Annotated in this window: 16 protein-coding genes and 1 riboswitch; of the genes, 6 read left to right on the top strand and 10 right to left on the bottom strand. The window is 66.7% G+C overall.

The annotated features are described in order from the left end of the window. Window positions 1-9: 9 nt before the first annotated feature. Entirely contained in the window at window positions 10-1,065 is a 1,056-nt protein-coding gene (galE, locus tag QUW25_RS03065; RefSeq protein ID WP_289510772.1) for a UDP-glucose 4-epimerase GalE, read from the bottom strand. 201 nt (window positions 1,066-1,266) lie between these two features. Here galE and QUW25_RS03060 point away from each other — a divergent pair, with 201 nt between their 5' ends. The 3 genes from QUW25_RS03060 to rhuM all read left to right on the top strand — a co-directional run bounded on the left by QUW25_RS03060 (window position 1,267) and on the right by rhuM (window position 4,409). Next, window positions 1,267-1,782: a hypothetical protein gene (locus QUW25_RS03060; protein ID WP_289510771.1), complete on the top strand. Its 516-nt coding sequence runs from the start codon at window positions 1,267-1,269 to the stop codon at window positions 1,780-1,782. Window positions 1,783-2,174: 392 nt separating this feature from the next. Beyond that, window positions 2,175-3,353 (top strand): NAD(P)-dependent malic enzyme, encoded by a 1,179-nt coding sequence (locus QUW25_RS03055; RefSeq protein WP_289510770.1) that lies wholly within the window; start codon window positions 2,175-2,177, stop codon window positions 3,351-3,353. A gap of 135 nt (window positions 3,354-3,488) precedes the next feature. Then, window positions 3,489-4,409, top strand: a complete 921-nt coding sequence (gene rhuM / locus QUW25_RS03050) for a virulence protein RhuM/Fic/DOC family protein (RefSeq protein WP_289510769.1) — start codon at window positions 3,489-3,491, stop codon at window positions 4,407-4,409. Between the two features lie 110 nt (window positions 4,410-4,519). On the opposite strand, the gene QUW25_RS03045 is transcribed toward rhuM, so the two are convergent. Beyond that, window positions 4,520-5,491: a hypothetical protein gene (locus QUW25_RS03045; RefSeq protein ID WP_289510768.1), complete on the bottom strand. Its 972-nt coding sequence runs from the start codon at window positions 5,489-5,491 to the stop codon at window positions 4,520-4,522. After that, window positions 5,472-6,026: an RNA polymerase sigma factor gene (locus QUW25_RS03040; protein WP_289510767.1), complete on the bottom strand. Its 555-nt coding sequence runs from the start codon at window positions 6,024-6,026 to the stop codon at window positions 5,472-5,474. Before QUW25_RS03040 ends, QUW25_RS03045 begins: the two co-directional genes overlap by 20 nt. A gap of 80 nt (window positions 6,027-6,106) precedes the next feature. Here QUW25_RS03040 and QUW25_RS03035 point away from each other — a divergent pair, with 80 nt between their 5' ends. Next, window positions 6,107-6,286 carry a hypothetical protein gene (locus tag QUW25_RS03035; RefSeq protein WP_289510766.1) on the top strand — a complete coding sequence of 60 codons (180 nt, stop codon included), beginning with the start codon at window positions 6,107-6,109 and terminating at the stop codon, window positions 6,284-6,286. 138 nt (window positions 6,287-6,424) lie between these two features. On the opposite strand, the gene QUW25_RS03030 is transcribed toward QUW25_RS03035, so the two are convergent. The 6 genes from QUW25_RS03030 to QUW25_RS03005 form a co-directional block, all read right to left on the bottom strand. Further along, window positions 6,425-7,687 (bottom strand): serpin family protein, encoded by a 1,263-nt coding sequence (locus tag QUW25_RS03030; protein ID WP_289510765.1) that lies wholly within the window; start codon window positions 7,685-7,687, stop codon window positions 6,425-6,427. A 136-nt stretch (window positions 7,688-7,823) separates the two neighbouring features. Further along, window positions 7,824-8,774, bottom strand: coding sequence for a DMT family transporter (locus QUW25_RS03025; RefSeq protein ID WP_289510764.1), 951 nt, complete (start codon window positions 8,772-8,774; stop codon window positions 7,824-7,826). A gap of 111 nt (window positions 8,775-8,885) precedes the next feature. After that, window positions 8,886-12,620, bottom strand: a complete 3,735-nt coding sequence (locus QUW25_RS03020; protein WP_289510763.1) for a phosphoribosylformylglycinamidine synthase — start codon at window positions 12,618-12,620, stop codon at window positions 8,886-8,888. Between the two features lie 85 nt (window positions 12,621-12,705). Then, window positions 12,706-13,500, bottom strand: a complete 795-nt coding sequence (locus QUW25_RS03015; protein ID WP_289510762.1) for an energy-coupling factor transporter transmembrane component T family protein — start codon at window positions 13,498-13,500, stop codon at window positions 12,706-12,708. Beyond that, entirely contained in the window at window positions 13,490-15,256 is a 1,767-nt protein-coding gene (locus QUW25_RS03010) for an ABC transporter ATP-binding protein (protein ID WP_289510761.1), read from the bottom strand. Before QUW25_RS03010 ends, QUW25_RS03015 begins: the two co-directional genes overlap by 11 nt. A gap of 40 nt (window positions 15,257-15,296) precedes the next feature. Beyond that, on the bottom strand, window positions 15,297-15,878 hold the full coding sequence (locus tag QUW25_RS03005) for an ECF transporter S component (protein ID WP_289510760.1): 582 nt from the start codon (window positions 15,876-15,878) through the stop codon (window positions 15,297-15,299). A 5-nt stretch (window positions 15,879-15,883) separates the two neighbouring features. Beyond that, a riboswitch (FMN riboswitch) is annotated at window positions 15,884-16,029 on the bottom strand. A 74-nt stretch (window positions 16,030-16,103) separates the two neighbouring features. On the opposite strand from QUW25_RS03005, the gene murB reads away from it, so the two are divergent. Together murB and QUW25_RS02995 are read left to right on the top strand one after the other, a co-directional pair. After that, complete coding sequence (gene murB, locus QUW25_RS03000; protein WP_289510759.1) at window positions 16,104-17,027, top strand: UDP-N-acetylmuramate dehydrogenase; 924 nt, start codon at window positions 16,104-16,106, stop codon at window positions 17,025-17,027. A gap of 220 nt (window positions 17,028-17,247) precedes the next feature. After that, window positions 17,248-18,366, top strand: a complete 1,119-nt coding sequence (locus tag QUW25_RS02995) for a hypothetical protein (RefSeq protein WP_289510758.1) — start codon at window positions 17,248-17,250, stop codon at window positions 18,364-18,366. A gap of 240 nt (window positions 18,367-18,606) precedes the next feature. Here QUW25_RS02995 and QUW25_RS02990 read toward each other — a convergent pair whose 3' ends face one another. Then, window positions 18,607-19,971: a PFL family protein gene (locus tag QUW25_RS02990; protein WP_289510757.1), complete on the bottom strand. Its 1,365-nt coding sequence runs from the start codon at window positions 19,969-19,971 to the stop codon at window positions 18,607-18,609. Window positions 19,972-20,171 lie beyond the last annotated feature (200 nt).

Here is a 20,171-nt window from a genome sequence, read left to right as displayed (position 1 = left end):
TCTCGCTGCCTAGCCCTCGTAGCCGTTGGGGTTCTTGGACTGCCAGTTCCAGGAGTCGCGGCACATGTCCTCGATGTTGAACTTGGCCTCCCAGCCCATCTCCTCGCGTGCCTTGGAGCAGTCGGCGTAGTTGGCCGTGACGTCGCCGGCGCGGCGCGGCTCGATGACGTAGGGGATCTCGTGGCCGCAGGCGGCGGAGAACGCCTTGATGATCTGGAGCACCGAGGTGCCCGTGCCCGTGCCGAGGTTGAAGATCTCCACGCCCGTGCGGCCGTTCATCCATGCGAGCGCCGCGGCGTGGCCGGAGGCGAGGTCCACCACGTGGATGTAGTCGCGCACGCCGGTGCCGTCGGGGGTGTCGTAGTCATTGCCAAAGACGTGCACGGCGTCGCGCTTGCCGATGGCGGTCTGCGCGACGTAGGGCACGAGGTTGTTGGGGATGCCCTTGGGGTCCTCGCCCATGAGGCCCGAGGGGTGCGCGCCGATGGGGTTGAAGTAGCGCAGCAGCACGACGTTCCACTCGGGGTCGGCGGTGTGGAGGTCCGTGAGGATCTGCTCGATCATCCACTTGGTCCAGCCGTAGGGGTTGGTCGCCGGCTTCTTGGGGCTCTCCTCGGTGAGGGGGAGGGAGTCCGGGTCGCCGTAGACGGTGGCGGAGCTGGAGAAGATGATGGACTTGCAGCCGTGCTCGCGCATGACGTCCACCAGCGTGAGCGTGTTGCCGATGTTGTTGGCGTAGTACTCGATGGGCTTGGTGACGGACTCGCCCACGGCCTTGTAGCCGGCAAAGTGGATCACGCGGCTCGGGTGGTGGGCGTCAAAGATCTTGGAGAGGGCGGCGCGGTCGTTGACGTCAGCCTCGTAGAAAGTGAGGTTCCTGGCCGCCCCGTCGCCCACGATGGTCTTGATGCGGTCGCAGACCTTGGGGGAGGCGTTGGAGAGGTCGTCCACAATAACGACCTGGTAGCCGCCTTGGAGCAGCTCAACGACGGTGTGGCTGCCAATAAAGCCGGCGCCGCCGGTCACGAGCACGCAGGTGTCCTGAGGCGCGATCTTCTCGCTCATGGAAGTCCTTTCGTTGTGGTGAGCTCTTCTTGTGGATTTCCCCCTGCGGATTAGTATACGACGGCCGGCGCTGTTAGGAGCTTGCGCGCGTGCGGGTGGGCTGCCGACGGAGGCGTTTTGCCATAATCTGTCACGTGGGGCGGTTCCTATGGGTGCCGGCCGGTTTGGCGTCTGGCCATGCGCTCGAGAGGGGAGAAGAACGTGCGCGAGCGGTTTCTTGCGGCGCTGCGGGCGCGCGGGCTTCTCGCCGCCGACGGCGTGACCACGAGCTTTGGCCAGCCCGCATGGCGAGAGGTGCCCGCGGGCCACGAGCCCCAGGCGCTCATGGACGCCGGGGCGCTGCAGCGCCGATTGGTGGCGTGCGTGCACGGGACCGCCCCGATGGGCGAGGACCTCTGCGCGGCGTGGGTGGAGCGCGCCTTCTCTCGGCTGGGCATGGGGTATGTGAGCGGCGATGCGCGCGAGCTCTACGACGGGTTCTGCTCGCGGACGGACGCGGCAGACCTGCTCGTGGGCATGATCGTTGCCGTTGGGCGCCACCCGTACGGCACCGGCGGCTGGGACCACGGGCACGTGGGGCTCTACGCGGGCGACGGCCTTGTGATGGACTGCGTGGGCGGGCATGTGCGGAGCGTACCGCTTGAGCTGTGGCTGAGCGCGTATGGCGTGGCGAGCGAGCCGCGCTGGGGGTGGCTCGGCGCCCTTGCCCTGGACTGATTCGATTGCGTTCCGGGCGTGTTCCCCTGCACGGAAAACGGTGGTTTTGGGTTTTGGTGGCCCGCGCGCTTGTGGAGTTGCCTTTTCCGAGAAGAACGTGGTGGTTTTGGGGCAAATGTTTTATGTGGGGTTGCCTTGTGCGGACGCAAAACCACGTTTTTCTCGCCACTATGGGCTCTTCCGTCATGTTTTGACTGGTTTTGGGCAACAAGTTTTATGTCGAGAAGGACCGAGCATCAAACTTGTTGCCCAAAACCGGGCGATGCTGGCGGGCAGGCTGGAGTCCCCGTGTCAAAAGTTGGGAAACGCACTGCGCTCTGCTCTCGTGGAGACTAAACTGGTACCCGGTGTGAACGTGGCCGGCCAACCCGGCCTGCGAGATAGGAGCATCCATGGCTGAGGACGCCAAGCAGTACGCACTGGACAAGCATCGCGAGTGGCAGGGCAAGATCGAGGTGATCACCCGCGCGCCGATCACCACGCCCGAGGAGCTGGCCGTGGCCTACACGCCGGGCGTCGCCGAGCCGTGCCTCAAGATCTCCGAGAACGTGGAGGACTCCTACACCTACACCCGCCGCGGCAACCTGGTGGCCGTGGTCACGGACGGCACCGCGGTGCTGGGCCTCGGCGACATCGGCCCCGAGGCGGGCATGCCCGTCATGGAGGGCAAGTGCGCCTTGTTCAAGACCTTCGCCGACGTGGACGCGTTCCCCCTCTGCGTGCGCTCCAAGGACGTGGATGAGATCGTGCGCACCGTCGAGCTCATCGCCGGCAGCTTCGGCGGCATCAACCTCGAGGACATCTCCGCGCCGCGCTGCTTTGAGATCGAGCGCCGCCTCAAGGAGGTCTGCGACATCCCCGTCTTCCACGACGACCAGCACGGCACCGCCGTCGTGACCTGCGCCGCGCTCATCAACGCGTGCCGCCTCACCGGCCGCGAGCTCTCCGACGTGCGCGTGGTCTTCTCCGGCGCCGGCGCGGCGGGCATCTCCATCGCCAAGCTCATGCAGCGCATGGGCGTGAGGGACGTCATCATCTGTGACCGCACGGGCGCCATCTACGAGGGCCGCGATGGCCTCAACCCCGAGAAGGCCGAGATCGCCACGTGGACCAACCGCGAGGGCGTGAAGGGCACCCTTGCCGACGCCGTGCGCGGCGCAGACGTCTTTGTGGGCGTGTCTGCCCCGGGCGTGCTCACGCAGGACATGGTGCGCACGATGGCCGCCGACCCCATCGTCTTCGCCTGCGCCAACCCCGTGCCGGAGATCATGCCGGACGAGGCGCTGGCGGCAGGGGCCGCCGTGGCCGCCACGGGTCGCTCCGACTTCCCCAACCAGATCAACAACGTCCTGGCCTTCCCGGGCATCTTCCGCGGCGCCCTCGACGTGCGCGCCTCCGACATCAACGACGACATGATGGAGGCCGCGGCCTACGCGATTGCCGGCCTCGTTGACGACGAGCACCGCGCTGCAGACTACATCATCCCCGGTGCCTTTGACGAGCGCGTGGCGCCCGCCGTGGCCGCTGCCGTGGCCGAGGCTGCCCGCAAGTCCGGCGTGGCTCGCGCGTAGGAGACAAAGGGACAGTCCCTTCCGTATCATTTGCGGTCCGCCGTTGGAGGCGGGCCGCTTTTTTGCCGTCCAAGCATTGTCCGGTCATAGGCGTACATTCGTTCTATCGAGAAGTCCGGTGGAATGGAGGCGCACATGAGCACGGAGAAGGGCATCGTCCTGTTTGAGTCGGCAGACGGGGAGGTTACGCTACCAGTAAGGATTGACCCCGAGGGTGAGGAGATTTGGCTTAACCGCAACCAGCTGGCCGCGCTTTATGGCCGCGACGTTAAGACGATTGGCAAGCACGTCGCGAATGCGCTGCGCGAGGAGCTCGCGGGAAGCGAGAGTCGAACTGTCGCAAAATTTGCGACAGTTCGACTCGAGGGCGACCGTGAGGTTGTTCGGCGGGTCGAACACTACAGCCTCGACATGATTCTTTCCGTCGGCTATCGCGTGAAGTCGCGGCGCGGCGTGGAGTTTCGCCGTTGGGCTACGGACGTGCTGCGCCGCTACGTCGTGGCCGGCCATGTGGAGAACGAGCGCCGGCTCGAGCAGCTGGGCAAGGTCACCAAGGTGATGGCGCGCATCCCGGACGACCTCGGTACGCGCCAGGTGCTCGACATCGTGCAGAGCTACACGGCCGCGCTCGACCTTCTCGACGACTACGACCACATGCGCGTTATGGTGCCCGAGGGTGTGCCGTCTGCGTACGTCCTCACCTACGGGGAGTGTCACGACGTGATTGACTCTCTACGCTTTGGCCAGGAGAGTTCGCTTTTCGGCGTCGAGAAGGACGAGTCGTTCAAGGGCGCCATCGGCAATGTGTTCCAGAGCTTTGGCGGGCGCGACCTCTACCCCACGCTCGAGGAGAAAGCGGTCCACCTGCTCTACTTCATCGTGAAGGACCACAGCTTCCTAGACGGCAACAAGCGCATTGCGGCAACGATCTTCCTGTATTTCCTTGACCGCTGCGGCGCCCTCTTCACCCCTGCGGGCGATAAGGTCATCGACGCGCTACGCTCGTTGCCGTCACTCTGCTCATTGCGGAATCCAACCCTGACGAGAAGGACGTGATGGTGGCTCTCGTGTGCCACTTCATTCAGCGCGCGTAGGAGACAAAGGGACAGTCCCTTCGTATCATTTGCGGCCCGTCGCAGGTGACGGGCCGCCCACGGGCGCGTGGCCTACCCGTCCAGCTCCGTAACGAGGTAGAGGCTCGGCGGGTTGTCCATGAGTTCCTGGACCTGCACGCTCGTGTCGGTGCCCTCGACCTCGCGCTGGATCTCGAGGTCGGTGATCTGGCCGAGGTAGGCCGCGTAGCGCTCCCTCGCGTCCTCCACGGGATCAAAGCGATAGCGCCGCGTCTGCGCGCTCCCGTCCGCGAGGCTCGCAGAGAGCGTGAGCTCAACGTCGGCCATCCGCTGTGCAAACTCCTCGGCGGCGCAGACCGCGACGAGGTCGAAGGCCCGCCAGATTTGCTCGTTGACCGCGCCCTGATCCGAGGGTGCCGCGTAGGCGTCGTGGAGCGCGTCAAGCGCCTCTCGGAGCGCCCCCTCGGCCTGCAGCCTCATGGCCACGTTGTAGCCGACGCGCTCGAGGGGAACGGCGCAGTCAACCGCGAAGGCGCTCGTCGAGCCGCCTATGGCGTCGCCAACCTCGATGCCGTCGCGGTCGAGCGCAACCCACTCAAAGCGGACGTCGCCGTCGGTTACCCCGGCGCCGCCCAGCTCGTAGGTGATCGAGTCGATCCCCTCGCCCACGCAGCTGACGTCGAAGGACGTGCTCACGTCGAAGAGTCCGCCGTCCCCCTCGCTCCAGCTGTAGATGCCGCCAAAGCAGTCGTCTGCCGCGAGTAGCGACCCGTCGTCCTGCTTGACGCCCTCGGCATAGGCGCGCAGGGCAAACCAGCAGTTCCCGGCTGCCCCCGAGGGATCGCCCTCGGACGGCCTCGTCACGATCGAGGCGACGAGAAGCGCCGCGGCCGTGCCGACCGCCCCCAGCCCCACGCCCACCACGGCCCGTCTGGTGACGGAGTGCCGTCTCGGCGAGCGGCTCTTCTCGGCTCCTCTCTCGGAAAGGACGTTGTCGCGCACGTCATCGGGGAGCTGGACGTTGCGCGCTCGCTGCTTGAACTGGTCAAACGCTTGCTTGTTCATAGCTCTCCTCCTTTGGCTCGGAATTAGGCTCAAGGATTTGTCTCATTTGTCTGCGCGCCCGGTACAGGCGCGTGCGCACCGTTGCGGGAGCACAGCCCACGATGCGGGCGATCTGATCGGTCGAGTACTCCTCCACGTAGTGCAGCAGCGCCACCACGCGAAGCTTCTCGGGCAGCTCTCGGAGCGCCTGCCACACGGGGTCCGCCCGAAGCTCGGCAAGCGCCGCGTCCTCGGTTCCCACGTCCGGTGACGACAGCTCCGCCCGCTCGTCGAGTGCGTCCACGCGGCGACGCCACGGCATCCGGTGAAGCTCGCGGCACCGGTTCACCGTCACGCGCAGCAGCCAGGCGCGCAGGTGCTCGTCGCTGGTGAAGGCGGTCGCGTCGGTAAGCAGCCTGCAGAACACGTCCTGCGCAACGTCTTGCGCATCGTGCTCCGAGCGGGTCTGCGCGAGCGCCACGAGGTAGACCGAGCTGCCATGTGCTGCCATCGCATGTCGCATGAACTTCTCGGCGCGCTGGACCTTGTTGGTCATGCTCTCACCTCCCTGCCCATAACATGCGTCAGCGTCGCATAATGTTCCCTTGGAGGATGAGCTTGCACCAGGAAGGCGCAATGGACGAGCAGAGTCAGAAATACCGGGCGTGCGAGCGCAAGAAGCGCTACGCCACGCGCGTGGAGGCGCGTAAGGCGGCCGAGAGGAGCTCGCGTCGCAAGGATGCGCCCAAGATTTTTGTCTACGAGTGCCCGTACTGCGGCGGCTGGCATCTCACGCATCGCCGTCCGGGACGCTGACTCTTTTTTGTGTGCGGTTTTTTGTACGAGGCCGAAGTATCACTTTGCAGATAGCAATTTGCTACCTGCGCAAATGTGTTGAGCGGGGTGTTGATACTCGGGGGAGGTCTAAAAAAGTACCCAACTTTCGCGAGAGGGCTATTCGACGCTCATGACGGTGCCGATGAACACCGGCGTCATCGTGGCGTAGTCAACAATGAGATAGACGAAGGGGCGGTCGAGGATGACCTCCTTGACCTCGGGCGGCGCGGCGGGGCCAGATGAGCCGTCCCCCACCTCCACGACTGTTGTCGCCGCGGCGCTCGTGCCCTCCTCGTTGACGTCAATGAACGTCTTGTGTAGCACGGCGCTCGCGTAGAGCGGACCGTTGTCGGAGGTGCCTATGCGCGTGAGGTCGGCGCGCTCTTGGTCAAAGACGTCCGTCACGCCAAGGGAGGCCAGCTCCTCCGAGAGCTCGTTGCCGTAGGTCACGGTGAACCGGGGAAGTCCCACGTCCGCGACGGTGTTGGGGCGCGGCTCGAGCAGCGCTTGGAGACTGGCGCCATCGAGGCTCGCAAGCAGGTCGCTCACGGTGACGCCCTCGTTGGGCAGAAGACCCACAAAGCCGTACTCGTAGCCCTCGTACGGACGCACAAAGCCAGTTGCCAGCTCGCCCTCAAGGTAGGAGCGTTCCATCGAGAGCATCATGTCGACGTCTTGCGTGGTCCCATCCTCGCAGGTAAAAGTGTCTGGCTCAGTGAAGGCGGGATTGTAGGGATCTTGCCATGGAGCCTCGAATGCAAGGGCGTTCACAAGGTAGAGCTGCGCCTCATCGGGGATGTCCTCAACGATGCTCGGAATCATCTCGTGGGTGTGGTCGCTCACCCAGCCGTTGATGTCATCTGCCGTGGTCTCGTCAAAGGGTGCGGCATACGCCTGCGCCCCGAGGCTCGTGGCACAAGCGTCAAGGTAGTCGTCGCTCACGCGCAGCCCATCGGAGTCCCGCAGCCAGACCGAGTTGGCAAGGGAGAGCTGGGAATCGTCGTCGGCCGCCCGTACCGCGCGGGACTGGAGAGCCGAGGAGAGGTCGTCTGCGCTCATGCCTGTGGCGGCCTCTATCTGAGCAAGCGTTTCGCCCGAGGCGCCGTTCTCGACCATCGAGAGCGCATAGAGCACGGAGAGCGGCGAGACGAGCGCGTTCTCGTCCGGCTCCTCCGTGGCGCAGGCGCGCAGCAGGTCAAGCGAGAAGTCGTAGGTGTCGAGGCTGGCAGGCTCAGGCTCGACCGAGCCTTGTTCGGCAAGCGCTCTGCCGGAGGTAAGCTCCGTTGCGGTGGTGCCTGTCCTCTGGCGGCAGGAAGCCAACACGAGCGCTAGGAGCGGAACAAGGGCGAGCGCAACGAGCAAGCGGCGAGTGCGGTACATAGGCGCCTCCTCCAGATGGCTTTGCGCCCATTATCCTACAGTGGGTGGTGCGACAGGTGACCCTTCGGTGGCCGTCTCCCGACTGGTCTGTTGACCGTACGTTGGTTTGCAGAGAAACGGAACAGACAGGTCGAGCCTATGCTCGTTCTGGTCGGTTCACCACCACGATGCCCACGCTCACGAGCGCGAGGGCCGCCACGGCTACGAGCGGGCTCACCACGTTGGTCTCGCCGAGCAGAAGCGCAGAGAGCAGCACGCCAAAGACGGGGTTCATGAAGCCAAAGACCGCCACGCGCGAGACGGGGTTGACGGCGAGCGTCGCCGACCAGAGGGAGTAGGCGGCAGCGGAAATGAAGCCCAGGTAAGCGAGGAGCGCGAGCGCCGGCAGCGGGTTTGCCGCGTCCGCCGGGGCCACGCGGCCCCCGAGCGCGAGCCCCACGCCGAGCATGACGAGACCACCGAGAAGGAACTGCCAGCCAGAGAGCAGCACTGGGTCGTGCTCTCGCGAGAAGAGCTTGGCCAGGTTGCTCGAAGTCGCCGCCGCAACGGTGGAGAGGAGCACCATGCCCTCGCCGGCAAGCGAGAAGGAGAGGCCACCGGCCTCGCTCGTCACGTTGACGAGCACGACGCCCGCAAAGCCCACGAGGCATCCCAGCACCTTGCGGCCGGTGAGCCGCTCGAAGCGGAACACGAGCGCCGCGATGAGCACGCACAGAAACGAGTTGCTCGCCTCGAGAATCGAGCTCGTGACGCCCGCGCAGTTGGCGAGCCCCACGTAGAAGAGGACGTACTGAAGAATGGTCTGAAAGAGCGAGAGCACGCCGATTGCGGGCAGGTCGCGCTTCTCGGGCACGAAGGGGCGACGCGCGGCGAGGCTCATCCCCACGGCGACCATCGCGCCGGCGAGCGCGAACCGCAGTCCCGCGAAGGCAAGAATCGACGCCATGTCCGCGGCGTCAATCCCAAACAGCTCGTAGCCGATCTTCACGCACGGAAACGCCGAGCCCCACAAAAAGCAGCTCGCCAAGCACGCCAGCGCCATCCCCGCCGTCGAGGCAAGAAACGATTGAGATTGTGGTTTGGTCACGGCGACGTCTTTCCTGACGTTTCTTGAGTTGCGGCAGCGGCCCAGGGTTTTCTAAGCAGAGGTTCCGCGAAGCGCACCTCTGCGTGAAAACCCTGGGCCGCCTACCCGACGCTACTCGGTGAAATACCCCACGCCGCCCTCGATGAGGGGCTGGTACGCGTTGCCCGGCACGTTCTTGTAGAGCCCGGCACCGGAGCGCTCGGTGTGGCCCATCTTGCCGAGGATGCGGCCGTCGGGCGAGGTGATGCCCTCGATGGCCAGGACGGAGCCGTTGGGGTTGACGTCGAGGCTCATGCCCGGCACGCCGTTCTCGTCAACGTACTGCGTGGCCACCTGGCCGGCGGCAATGAGCTTCTCGAGAAGCTCGGGCGAGGCCACGAAGCGGCCCTCGCCGTGGGAGATCGCGATGTTGTGGACGTCGCCCACCTCGCACTTGGAGAGCCAGGGGCTGAGCGTCGACGCCACGCGCGTGCGCACGAGGCGGCTCTGGTGGCGGCCGATGGTGTTGAAGGTGAGGGTGGGGCAGGTGTCGTCCATCGGGCGAATGTCGCCGTAGGGCACAAGGCCCAGCTTCACGAGCGCCTGGAAGCCGTTGCAGATGCCCAGCATGAGGCCGTCTCGGGACTGCAGGAGCTCGCGCACGGCCTCGGTGACCTCGGGCGCGCGGAAGAACGCGGTGATGAACTTTGCGGAGCCGTCGGGCTCGTCGCCGCCGGAGAAGCCGCCGGGGATCATGACAATCTGGCTCTCGCGGATGCGGCGCGCCAGCTCGTGCGTGCTCTCGGCAACGGCCTCGGGCGTGAGGTTGTTGACCACAAAGACGTCCGCCACGGCGCCGGCGCGCTCGAAGGCGTACGCGGTGTCGTACTCGCAGTTGGTGCCCGGGAAGACCGGGATGACCACGCGCGGGCGGGCAACGTGGACCGCGGGGTGCGGGCGGGCAGCAGCGGCGCGCTCGGGATCGAGGGAGACGGCGCGCACGGTCTCGCCCTCGGCGCGGTACGGGAAGACGGACTCGATGGCGCCCTCCCAGGCCTCCTGAAGCTCGGCGAGGTCGATCTTCTCGCCGGCAACGCAGAGCTCGTAGGCCTCCGTGGTGGTGCCAAAGAGCGTGGCGGTCACGCCCGCGGGGATCTCGGGGATCTGCGCGTCGTCCGTGAGCTCCACGAGGAAGCTGCCGTAGGACGGGCAGAAGAGGGCGTCCGCGCCAAAGGACTCGGAGAGCTCCAGGCCCACGCGGTTGCCCACGCACATCTTGAACGCGGCCTCGGCGGCGCCGCCGTAGCCGGGCGTGGAGATGGCAAGCGCCTCGCCGCGCGAAACGATGCCCTCGACCAGCGAGAGCGTGGCGAGAAACGCGTCGGGCAGCGGGATGAGCCCGTTGTCGGAGTAGTCCGGCACGATGACGGCCACGCGGTGTCCGGCGCCCTTGAACTCGGGCGAGGTCACGCGGCCCACGGTGCCGAGGCCCGTGGCAAACGAGACGAGCGTGGGCGGCACATCCAGGTCCTCAAAGCTGCCGGACATGGAGTCCTTGCCGCCGATGGAGCCAATCCCCAGGTCAACCTGCGCCATGAGCGCGCCGAGAAGGGCGGCGGTGGGCTTGCCCCAGCGCTCGGGCTCGGTGCGCAGGCGCTCGAAGTACTCCTGGAACGTGAGGTAGAGGTTCTCGTGCTCAAAGCCCGCGGCAACCATGCGGCTCACGGACTCAACGACGGAGAGGTACGCGCCCGTGAAGCAGTCGGCGCTCATGAGGTAGGGGTTGAAGCCCCATGCCATGCCGGAGCACGTGGTGGTCTCGCCGTCCACGGGGAGCTTGGCGACCATCGCCATCGTGGGCGTGAGCTGCGTGCGCCCGCCAAAGGGCATGAGCACCGTTGCGGCGCCGATGGTGGAGTCAAAGCGCTCGGAGAGGCCCTTGTTGGAGGCCACGTTGAGGTCGGTCACGAGCGCGCGCATCTTCTCGGCAACGCTATCGCCGGCCCAGGTGCGCTCGTACTCGCCCTGCTCCTCCACGTGGACGGCCTGCGCCTTGGGCGCGCCGTTGGAGGAGAGGAACTCGCGGCTCACGTCCACGATCGTGGCGCCGCGCCAGCTCATGCGCAGGCGGGGCTCCTCGGTGACGGTTGCCACGACGGTGGCCTCGAGGTTCTCCTCGCGCGCGTAGCGCATGAACTCGTCCACGTCCTCGGGCGCCAGCGCCACGGCCATGCGCTCCTGGGACTCGGAGATGGCGAGCTCGGTGCCGTCGAGGCCCTCGTACTTCTTGGGTACGAGGTCGAGGTTGATGTCCAGGCCGTCGGCCAGCTCGCCGATGGCCACGCTCACGCCGCCCGCGCCAAAGTCGTTGCAGCGCTTGATGAGGCGGCAGGCGTCCTCGCGACGGAAGAGGCGCTGGAGCTTGCGCTCGATGGGCGGGTTGCCCTTCTGGACCTCCGCGCCGTCCTTCTCGAGGGACTCGACGTTGTGGGCCTTGGAGGAGCCGGTGGCGCCGCCGATGCCGTCGCGGCCGGTGCGACCGCCCAGAAGCACGATCTTGTCGCCGGGCGCCGGGCACTCGCGGCGCACGTGGGAGGCTGGGGTGGCGCCCACCACGGCGCCGATCTCCATGCGCTTGGCCACGTAGCCGGGGTGGTAGAGCTCGCTGACCTGACCGGTGGCCAGGCCAATCTGGTTGCCGTAGCTGGAGTAGCCCGCCGCGGCGGTGGTCACGAGCTTGCGCTGCGGGAGCTTGCCCGTCATGGTCTCGGACACCGGGACCGTGGGGTCGGCCGCGCCGGTCACGCGCATGGCCTGGTAGACGTAGCTGCGGCCGGAGAGCGGGTCGCGGATGGCGCCGCCAATGCAGGTGGCCGCGCCGCCAAAGGGCTCGATCTCGGTGGGGTGGTTGTGTGTCTCGTTCTTAAAGAGGAAGAGCCAGTCCTCGTCGTGCCCGTTGACGTCCACCTTGACCTTGACGGTGCAGGCGTTGATCTCCTCGGACTCGTCGAGGTTCTTGAGCTGGCCGGTGTGCTTGAGGTACTTGGCGCCGATGGTGCCCATGTCCATGAGGCAGACGGGCTTCTCCTCGCGGCCCAGCTCGCGGCGCATCTCGAGGTAGCGCTCAAAGGCGGCGCGCACCACGTCGTCGTCAATCTGGACGTCCGTGAGGACGGTGCCAAAGGTGGTGTGACGGCAGTGGTCGGACCAGTAGGTGTCGATCATGCGGATCTCGGTGATCGTGGGCACGCGGCCCTCACCGGCAAAGTAGCTCTGGCAGAAGGTGATGTCCGCGAGGTCCATGGCAAGGCCGCGCTCGTCGATAAAGGCCTGGAGCTGCGCGGAGTCAAGCTCCAGGAAGCCGTCGAGCACCTCCACGTCAGCGGGCTCGGGGTAGTCCTGGCGCAGCGTGGCACGCGGCTCGAGGGAGGCCTCGCGCGCCTCCACGGGGTTGATCACGTAGTGCTTGATGGACGCAACGTCCGCGTCGCTGAGGGCGCCCTCCAGCACGTAGACCTTCGCGGAGCGCACGATGGGGCGCTCGCCCTGGCTGATGAGCTGGATGCACTCGCTCGCGGAATCGGCGCGCTGGTCAAACTGCCCCGGGAGAAACTCCACGGCAAAGACTGTCGAGCCGGGCGCAGGCTCGGGCATCTCGGTGGTGGCCACGTCGGTCTGCGGCTCCGAGAAGACCGTGGGCACGCAGCTCTCAAAGAGCTCGGGCGTGATGCCCTCCACGTCGTAGCGGTTAATGAGTCGCAGGTTGTCGAGGGCGTCGATGCCGAGGAGCGTCTTGAGCTCGCGCTCGAGCGACTGCGCCTCGCCGTCAAATCCGGGCTTCTTCTCCACGTAGATACGAGAGACCATGCGCTGCTACCTCCTGGGTACTCAAGGAGTTGTTCGTAGCTCACTATTTTACGGCAAAAGCCGTGCGGGAGGGAGCGGGCGCCGTTTAGGCAAGTGCGACGAGCGCGGTGACAAACGCCAAGGTCGCAAGCGCCGCGATGGCGTCTCTGATTCCAAGGCGCTGCTCGTGGAAGTGGGTGCGCCCCTCTCCGCCCTCGTAGCAGCGAGCGTCGAGCGCGCGGGAGAGGCCGTCGGCGTGGCGCAGCCCGCTAGCGAGAAGCGCCACCACAACGGGCGCGACCGAGCGCACGCGCTGGACGGGGCCGCCCTCGTCGAAGGCACCCCCGCGCAGCGACTGGGCGTCGATGATGGCGGTTGCCTCGTCGGCAAGGGTGGGAATGAAGCGCATCATGAGCGAGAAGACCATCGCGATCTGGTGGCCGGGAAGGCCCAGGCGCGAGAGCGGGGAGAGCATGCGGTCGAAGGCGTCGGAGAGCTGGGTGGGCGTGGTGGTGAGCATGATGAGCGAGCCCATGACGAGCGCGAGGGCAAAGCGGGCCGTGTAGAGGGCCGCGGCGAGCACGCCGCCCGACGTGACGGAGAGCGGCCCCAGCGTTGCCACGACGTCGCCCGTCCTCACAAAGAAAAGGTTGAAGAGCGAGAGCACGGCGAGAAACACCATGAGCGGGCGCACGGACGCGAGCACCCGATCCGCGGGCACGCGCGAGAGGAGCAGCGCCGCGAGGACGAAGGCCGCCGCGAGCGCGAGCTGCGCGAGGTTGGAGACGCAGAAGACGGCAACGAGCGTCGCGAGCACGCAGACGAGCTTGACGCGGGCGTCGAGCCCGTGGATGGGGGAGCGGGCGGCCACGTACTGGCCCACTGAGATCCTAAGCGCCACGGGGCTCCCTCTCCTGATTCAAAGGGGGGCAGGCCGCCCTCGAGTCTTGGGCGGCGCACGCGCCCTCGATCGAGGTGACGAGCTCGTCGGTGGTGAGGGGGTCCCCGAGCGCGGGCCAGCCGCGTCGCTCCAGCTCGCGAGCTACGCGCAGGGAGCGGGGGATGCCGAGGCCGTTCTCGCAGAGGCGCCTTTCGTTGGCTCTCGAGAAGACCTCGCGGGGCCCGCCCATGGCAACGAGCCGGGACTGGTCGAGCGCGATGACGCGGTCGCAGCGGGCGGCGTCCTCCATCGAATGGGTCACCTGGACGAGCGTGATGCCCTGCTCGCGAAGGTGCGCGAGCACGCCGCGCAGCATGGCGCGGCCCCGCGGGTCAAGCCCCGCGGTCGGCTCGTCGAGCACGAGGATCCTGGGCGCCATCGCAAGGATGCCGGCGAGGGCGCAGAGTCGGCGCTGTCCGCCGGAGAGCTTGAAGGGGGAGGCGTCGCGCCTATCGGAGAGGCCCACGATCTCAAGCGCGCGCGAGACGCGGCGCTCGACCTCCTCCGCCGGCAGCCTGAGGTTGCGCGGGCCAAACGCCACGTCCTTCTCGACGGTCTCGGCAAAGAGCTGGCGCTCCGGGTGCTGCATCACGTATCCCACGGCGCGCCGCGCCGCCCTGCGCCCGCGCCGGGAGAAGGTGTCGTTGCCGTTGACGAGGATGCGGCCCTCGTCCGGCGCCTCAAGCCCGCAGATCAGCCGCAGCAGCGTGGACTTTCCCGAGCCGGTCTGCCCGATGATGGCCGTCGAGGTGCCCGCCTCCACCTTGAAGGAGACGTCGTCGAGCGCCCTGCCGCCTCGATCGTACGCAAACGAGACGTGCTCGACCTGCAAGAGGGGCGAGGCAGGGGGGGCGGGCTCGCTCGTCTCGCTCGGCGGGGCGGACGAGGCAAAAGGACCTGCCCCCCTTATCTCGCTCAACTCGTTGACGAGGGTCTGCTCGTCGCAGGTCCAGGGGAGGCCGAGGCGCCGCGAGAGGCGCGCGGCAAAGGGGACCTCGAGGCCCAGGCCCAAGAGCAGATCGCCGTGTGAGAAGACCTCGTCGGGCGTGCCCTCGAGCACGACGCGCCCCCGGTCCATCACGATGACGCGGCTCGCCTCGAGCGCCTCCTCCATGAAGTGCGTCACGTGGACGAGGGTGGTGCCGGCTGCGGCGAGGCGGCCCATCACGCGCAGAATCGCCGCGCGCCCGCGCACGTCGAGAAGGGAGCCGGGCTCGTCGAGCACGAGCACCTGCGGCTCCATGGCAAGGGCGCCGGCGATGGTCACGCGCTGGCGCTGCCCGCCGGAAAGACGCGACGGATCTGCCTTAGCGTAGTCATCCATGGCAACGCGGTGCAGCTCACGGGTCACGCGCGTGGCGATCTCCTCGCGTGGCAGCCCGAGGTTCTCCGGGCCAAAGGCAACGTCGTCCTCAACGACGCTCGTGACGATCTGGTCGTCCGGGTTCTGGAACACCAGACCGAGCGAGCGCCGCGCGCGCCGATAGGCCACGAGGTCCGGCGTGCCGTCTGCGCACACGCGCTCGCCTACGAGCTCGACCTCGCCCTCGTCGGGCGCGAGCAGCCCGCAGATCACCGAGGCGAGCGTTGACTTGCCGGAGCCGTTGGCGCCGAGCACGCAGACCCGCTCGCCGCGCGCCACCTCGAGGGAGACGTTGTCGAGCGCACGCACGCCCCCGTCGTAGACGAGGGTCACGTGTGAGAGTCGTACCGGCACCTGAGCCCTGACCTGCGACCTCACGTTCTTCTCGGCCGCCCTACTTGGAGACGATCTGCGCGATGGGCTTCTGGATGAGCGCCGTCACCACGCAGTTGATGACGATCTTGAGCGCGTTGAAGGGCAGCAGGATCGGCACGATCATCGCGATGACGTCGGCCGTGGAGATGGCGGTGTAGAGCGGCGTCACGATGATGTTGCCCACGATGCATGCGGCGAGTGCGATGACGGCGCCCGCGACCATGCCGGCCACCAGCCCGCGTGTTCCGCTCACGCGGCGCGCGATGAGGGTGGCGGGCACGCACAGCGCCACGCCCGCGACGATGGCCATGACGTGGCCCCATGGGTTGAAGCTAAACAGGGTCTTGAGAACCCAGGGGAGAATCGTCACGATGGCGCCGGTGCTCGGGCCAAAGACGAGCGCGGCGACAAACGCTACGATGCCCGACGGGTCGTACATGAGCCACGGCGCGGGCGGGAAGATGGGGATCTCCACAAAGGTGAGGACAAACGCCAGCGCGCAGAAGAGCGCCGTCGTGGCGATGCGTCGCGTTGACCAGGTGCCGCCCGCGGTGGTGGAGTGGGTGTCGTGCGAGACGTGCGTGTGCGTGGAAGCAGCCATGATGGCCTCCGTTTCTTCCGTCCGGACTGTGACCGTTGGTCCCGGAGTCTCACCGGGTCAGCCGCCTTTTCAGCGGGTCGCGGACTGGGGGCATGGCACGCGGCCGCCCGTCACCGCCAGTGGGGACTTTCACCCCGCCCTGAAACTGACCCCTGTAGCGTATCACTTTCTGATGAGAAGAACCGCGTATACTGGATGCGACCCCAAACCCGTCGAAAGGCCAACATGTCCGAGAGCGACAACGCCCGAGAGCCCCTGGAGTGGCGCCTGCGCGCCATCGTCGGAGAGGGAAACGTCCTCGTTGACGAGCCCATGAGCGAGCACACCACGTTCAAGGTGGGCGGGCCGGCGGACCTCTACGTGATTCCCGAGGACTTTGACGAGGTGCGCGAGGTGCTCCTTGCCTGCGACGAGGCCGGCGTGGCGCGCTTTGTGCTGGGTCGCGGGTCCGACCTGCTCGTCTCCGACGAGGGCTTCCGTGGCGTGATCGTTGCGGTGGGCGACGGCCTGATGGGCGTTGCCGTGGACGGCACGGAGATGACGTGCCAGGCTGGCGTTGACCTGCGTGAGGCATCCGAGATGGCCTGTGAGCTCGGACTCTCTGGACTTGAGTTTGCGTGCGGGATTCCGGGCTCGGTGGGGGGCGCGTGCTTCATGAATGCCGGCGCCTATGGCGGGTGCGTTGCCGACGCGCTCAAGTGCGTGCGCGTGCTCATGCCGGACGGCTCGCAGGAGACGCTCGGCGTGGACGAGCTTGACCTGGGATATCGCCGCAGCCGCGTTGCCGCTGACGGCCTTGTGGTGCTCTCTGCCACCTTTGACCTCGAGAAGGGCGACCCCGAGAAGATTCGCGCCACGATGGACGACCTCACGCGCCAGCGCGAGGAGAAGCAGCCGCTCGAGCTGCCGAGCGCCGGGTCCACGTTCAAGCGGCCGGAGGGTCACTTTGCCGGCAAGCTCATCATGGACGCAGACCTCCAGGGGTTTCAGGTTGGCGGAGCTGCCGTGTCGAGGAAGCACGCCGGCTTTGTGGTGAACGTCGGCGGTGCCACGGCGGCGGACGTCCACGCCGTGATCGAGCACGTCCAGGACGAGGTGGAGCGCCAGTTTGGCGTGCGCCTCGAGCCCGAGGTGCGCTTCCTGGGCTAGCGCGCCCTTCTCGCCCTCAAGTGGCGCCTCTCACCGGAATACCTAGCAGCTAGTGGTATCTACAACAATTATTAAGTTAAGTCAAAACCTCATTGAGTTAAGATATTTTGTAGAGAATAACTACCTGCTAGGTTTGCGGGCAGGCGGCGGAGCCAACGGTGCCCCATGGTGCCCGGCATCGTCTTGCGCCCGCAGCTCTGCCGCGTCGAGAGGGGCTGCCATGTACGCCGTCGTGAGTCATGATTCCGCCTGCGACGCAATCCGCCTGCTTTTCTCGCGTGCCGAGAAGAACCCGCGGGTCTCGCGCTTTCCTCAGGATGCCTGGCGCCTTTCTCGAGGTGCGTGCGTCTCTGGCCAGCGCGCCTTCAGGGCGGCTCGCGTTGCGGAGACCCTTGCCGGGCTTGGTCTTGTCGCTCGTCCCGTTGACCTCCTGGTACCTGCGCAAACGCCTCGCAGCAGCGGCGATGAGGCGCGCTTTCACGTGTGGGGAGGCGTGGTCCCGCGGGAATCCCTCCTGCGCGTTGCCGACAGCCTGCTTGTCAGCGGTCCGGAGCTCATCATCGTCCAGCTGTGTTCTGCCCAGGGGAAGCTCGACTCGCTTCTTGACGCGCACGCCGCCGCCGTGCGCGCGGAGGCAGAGCTCGTGGCGTCCGTCGAGAAGTCGGTGAAGCCGGTGATCGACCATCCCCTGGAGTGGGAGCGCATTCGGCGCCTTGTTGCCGCAACGGTTGTGGCCTGCGAGTTCTCCGGCACATACCGACTTGGGGTCGGGTCCGGAAAGGCGGCGTACCACGCTCCCCGGCTCATGGACGCCCGCAGTCTCGGGCGAGTCATCGCCGAGGTCGGGAAGTCCCAGGGCACGCGCCGCGCGCGACGAGTGGGGGAGCTCATGCTCGAGGGGTCTGCCTCTCCCATGGAGACCGCTCTTGCGCTCATGCTCTCGCTGCCCGTCGACTTTGGTGGCTTTGGGCTCGAGAGGCCGCGCCTCAACCAGGCGGTCGACGTGCGGCACCTTCGGGAGGCGCTCTCGGATCGCGATGCCGTGACGCCGGATTTTCTCTGGGCGGAGCAAGGGGTCGCGCTCGAATATGACAGTGCCGAGTTTCACACGGACCGTGGAGGAGGCCAGCTCAGCAAGGATGCCATGCGCGCAAATATCCTCACGTCGGCGGGGCATCGCGTGTTCAGGGTGACGTCGCAGGTGGCAAAATCGCTGCCAAGGCTGGCCCTTCTTGCCAGACAGCTCGCCCACGTTCTGGACGTCGAGCTGCCCGAGGCAACACCGCTCCAGGAGCTCCGCCGCCACAAGCTCTACATGCTGCTGATGCCCCAGAAGTAGCCCCTCGGCTGCACCCCGTTGGCGCCCGCTTGCTCCCCGTAGCCAGAAGCCTAGCAGGTAGTGGTATCTACCACTAGTTTTAGGATAACTTGACAAGTTAGTAGGATATAATATTTTTTGAAGTGAAACTACCTGCCAGGTTTGTGGGGCGCTTGGGGGCGAGAAGGACGTCGGGCGCCGAGAAGAACCTGCGGTGCGTGGTCCTTCTCGGCGCCCGATTTGTGTGAAGGGAGCTTCTCGCTAGTTCTTGAGCGAGTTGAGCGGCGCGGGGAAGCGGCCGCCGCGGTGCGCGAAGACCGAGCCCGCGAACTGGTTGACGGGCATGACCGGCGCGGAGCCGAAGAGGCCGCCAAACTCGAGCATGTCGCCCTCCTTGCGCCCGATGGCGGGGATGAGGCGCACGGCCGTGGTCTTGGTGTTGATGACGCCGATGGCCATCTCGTCGGCGATGATGCCGGCGATGGTCTCCACGGAGGTGTCGCCGGGAACGGCGATCATGTCCAGGCCCACGGAGCACACGCAGGTCATGGCCTCGAGCTTCTCCAGGCTGAGCGCGCCGTCGACGGCGGCGCGGATCATGCCGGCGTCCTCGGAGACGGGGATGAAGGCGCCGGAGAGGCCGCCCACGGAGCTCGACGCCATGACGCCGCCCTTCTTGACGGCGTCGTTGAGCAGCGCGAGCGCGCAGGTGGTGCCGGGGCCGCCGCACTCGCCCACGCCGATGGTCTCGAGGATCTGGGCAACGGAGTCGCCCGCGGCGGGCGTCGGGGCCAGCGAGAGGTCCACGATGCCCTTCTCCACGCCCAGGCGGCGGCTCGCCTCGCGGCTCATGAGCTCGCCGGCGCGCGTGATCTTGAAGGCGGTCTGCTTGATCTTCTCGGCCACGTCCATGAGGCTCGCGGACTCAGGCAGCTCGGAGAGCGCCGCGGCCATGACGCCGGGGCCGGAGACGCCCACGTTGATGACGGCGTCGGCCTCGCCGGTGCCGTGGACGGCGCCCGCCATGAACGGCGAGTCCTCGACCATGTTGGCAAACACCACGAACTTGGCGGCGCCGTAGCAGTCAATGTCCACGGTGCGGCGCGCGCACTCGAGGATGGTCTCGGCGGAGAGCAGCACGGCGTCCATGTTGATGCCGGCGCGGGTTGAGGCAATGTTGAGCGACGAGCACACGCGCTCGGTCGTGGCCAGGGCCTCGGGCACGCTCGCGATGAGCTTGCGGTCCGTGGCGCCCATGCCCTTTTGGACGAGCGCGGAGAAGCCGCCCATGAAGTCGATGCCCAGGGTCTCGGCCGCGCGATCCATGGCGTGCGCGAGCGGGGAGAGGTCCTCGTCCGGGCAGCCGGCGGCAATCTGGGCGATCGGCGTCACGGAGACGCGCTTGTTGGCGATGGGGATGCCGTACTCGCTCTGGAGGTCGTCGGCGGTCTCGACGAGGTGCTCTGCCGTGCGCGTGATGCGGTCGTAGACCTTGTCGCACATGCGGCCCATGTCCTCGTCAGCGCAGCCGGCGAGCGAGATGCCCATCGTGATGGTGCGGAGGTCGAGGTTCTGCTCGGAGACCATCGAGAGGGTCTCGGCCACTTCCTGCGGTGTGATGTCCATGGGCGCCTTTCTCGCGCGGGCTTGTGCAGCCACCCATTATACGTGTCCCGTTTGGTCGTGACATCTGGCTCTGATGTGACACTCAGCTCTGATGCCAGCGTCAACCCAGGTTATGACAAAGGTGACAGGGTAGATTGTCACCATGAGCTCATGGTGACAATCTACCCTGTCACCTTTGTCATAATCTGCCCTGTCACCTT

It is taken from the genome of Thermophilibacter provencensis (assembly GCF_030372065.1).
Classification (GTDB): Bacteria; Actinomycetota; Coriobacteriia; order Coriobacteriales; family Atopobiaceae; genus Thermophilibacter; species Thermophilibacter provencensis_A.
This window is presented reverse-complemented; position numbering and strand designations above follow the sequence as displayed.

What these genes read in the sequence shown, in the direction of transcription:
- QUW25_RS02995 (WP_289510758.1), top strand. Translation starts at nt 17,248, where the DNA reads ATGTACGCCGTCGTGAGTCATGATTCCGCCTGCGACGCAATCCGCCTG.
- QUW25_RS03045 (WP_289510768.1), bottom strand. Translation starts at nt 5,491, where the DNA reads ATGAACAAGCAAGCGTTTGACCAGTTCAAGCAGCGAGCGCGCAACGTC.
- QUW25_RS03035 (WP_289510766.1), top strand. Translation starts at nt 6,107, where the DNA reads ATGGACGAGCAGAGTCAGAAATACCGGGCGTGCGAGCGCAAGAAGCGC.
- QUW25_RS03005 (WP_289510760.1), bottom strand. Translation starts at nt 15,878, where the DNA reads ATGGCTGCTTCCACGCACACGCACGTCTCGCACGACACCCACTCCACC.
- QUW25_RS03055 (WP_289510770.1), top strand. Translation starts at nt 2,175, where the DNA reads ATGGCTGAGGACGCCAAGCAGTACGCACTGGACAAGCATCGCGAGTGG.
- QUW25_RS02990 (WP_289510757.1), bottom strand. Translation starts at nt 19,971, where the DNA reads ATGGACATCACACCGCAGGAAGTGGCCGAGACCCTCTCGATGGTCTCC.
- murB (WP_289510759.1), top strand. Translation starts at nt 16,104, where the DNA reads ATGTCCGAGAGCGACAACGCCCGAGAGCCCCTGGAGTGGCGCCTGCGC.
- QUW25_RS03020 (WP_289510763.1), bottom strand. Translation starts at nt 12,620, where the DNA reads ATGGTCTCTCGTATCTACGTGGAGAAGAAGCCCGGATTTGACGGCGAG.
- galE (WP_289510772.1), bottom strand. Translation starts at nt 1,065, where the DNA reads ATGAGCGAGAAGATCGCGCCTCAGGACACCTGCGTGCTCGTGACCGGC.
- QUW25_RS03040 (WP_289510767.1), bottom strand. Translation starts at nt 6,026, where the DNA reads ATGACCAACAAGGTCCAGCGCGCCGAGAAGTTCATGCGACATGCGATG.
- QUW25_RS03030 (WP_289510765.1), bottom strand. Translation starts at nt 7,687, where the DNA reads ATGTACCGCACTCGCCGCTTGCTCGTTGCGCTCGCCCTTGTTCCGCTC.
- rhuM (WP_289510769.1), top strand. Translation starts at nt 3,489, where the DNA reads ATGAGCACGGAGAAGGGCATCGTCCTGTTTGAGTCGGCAGACGGGGAG.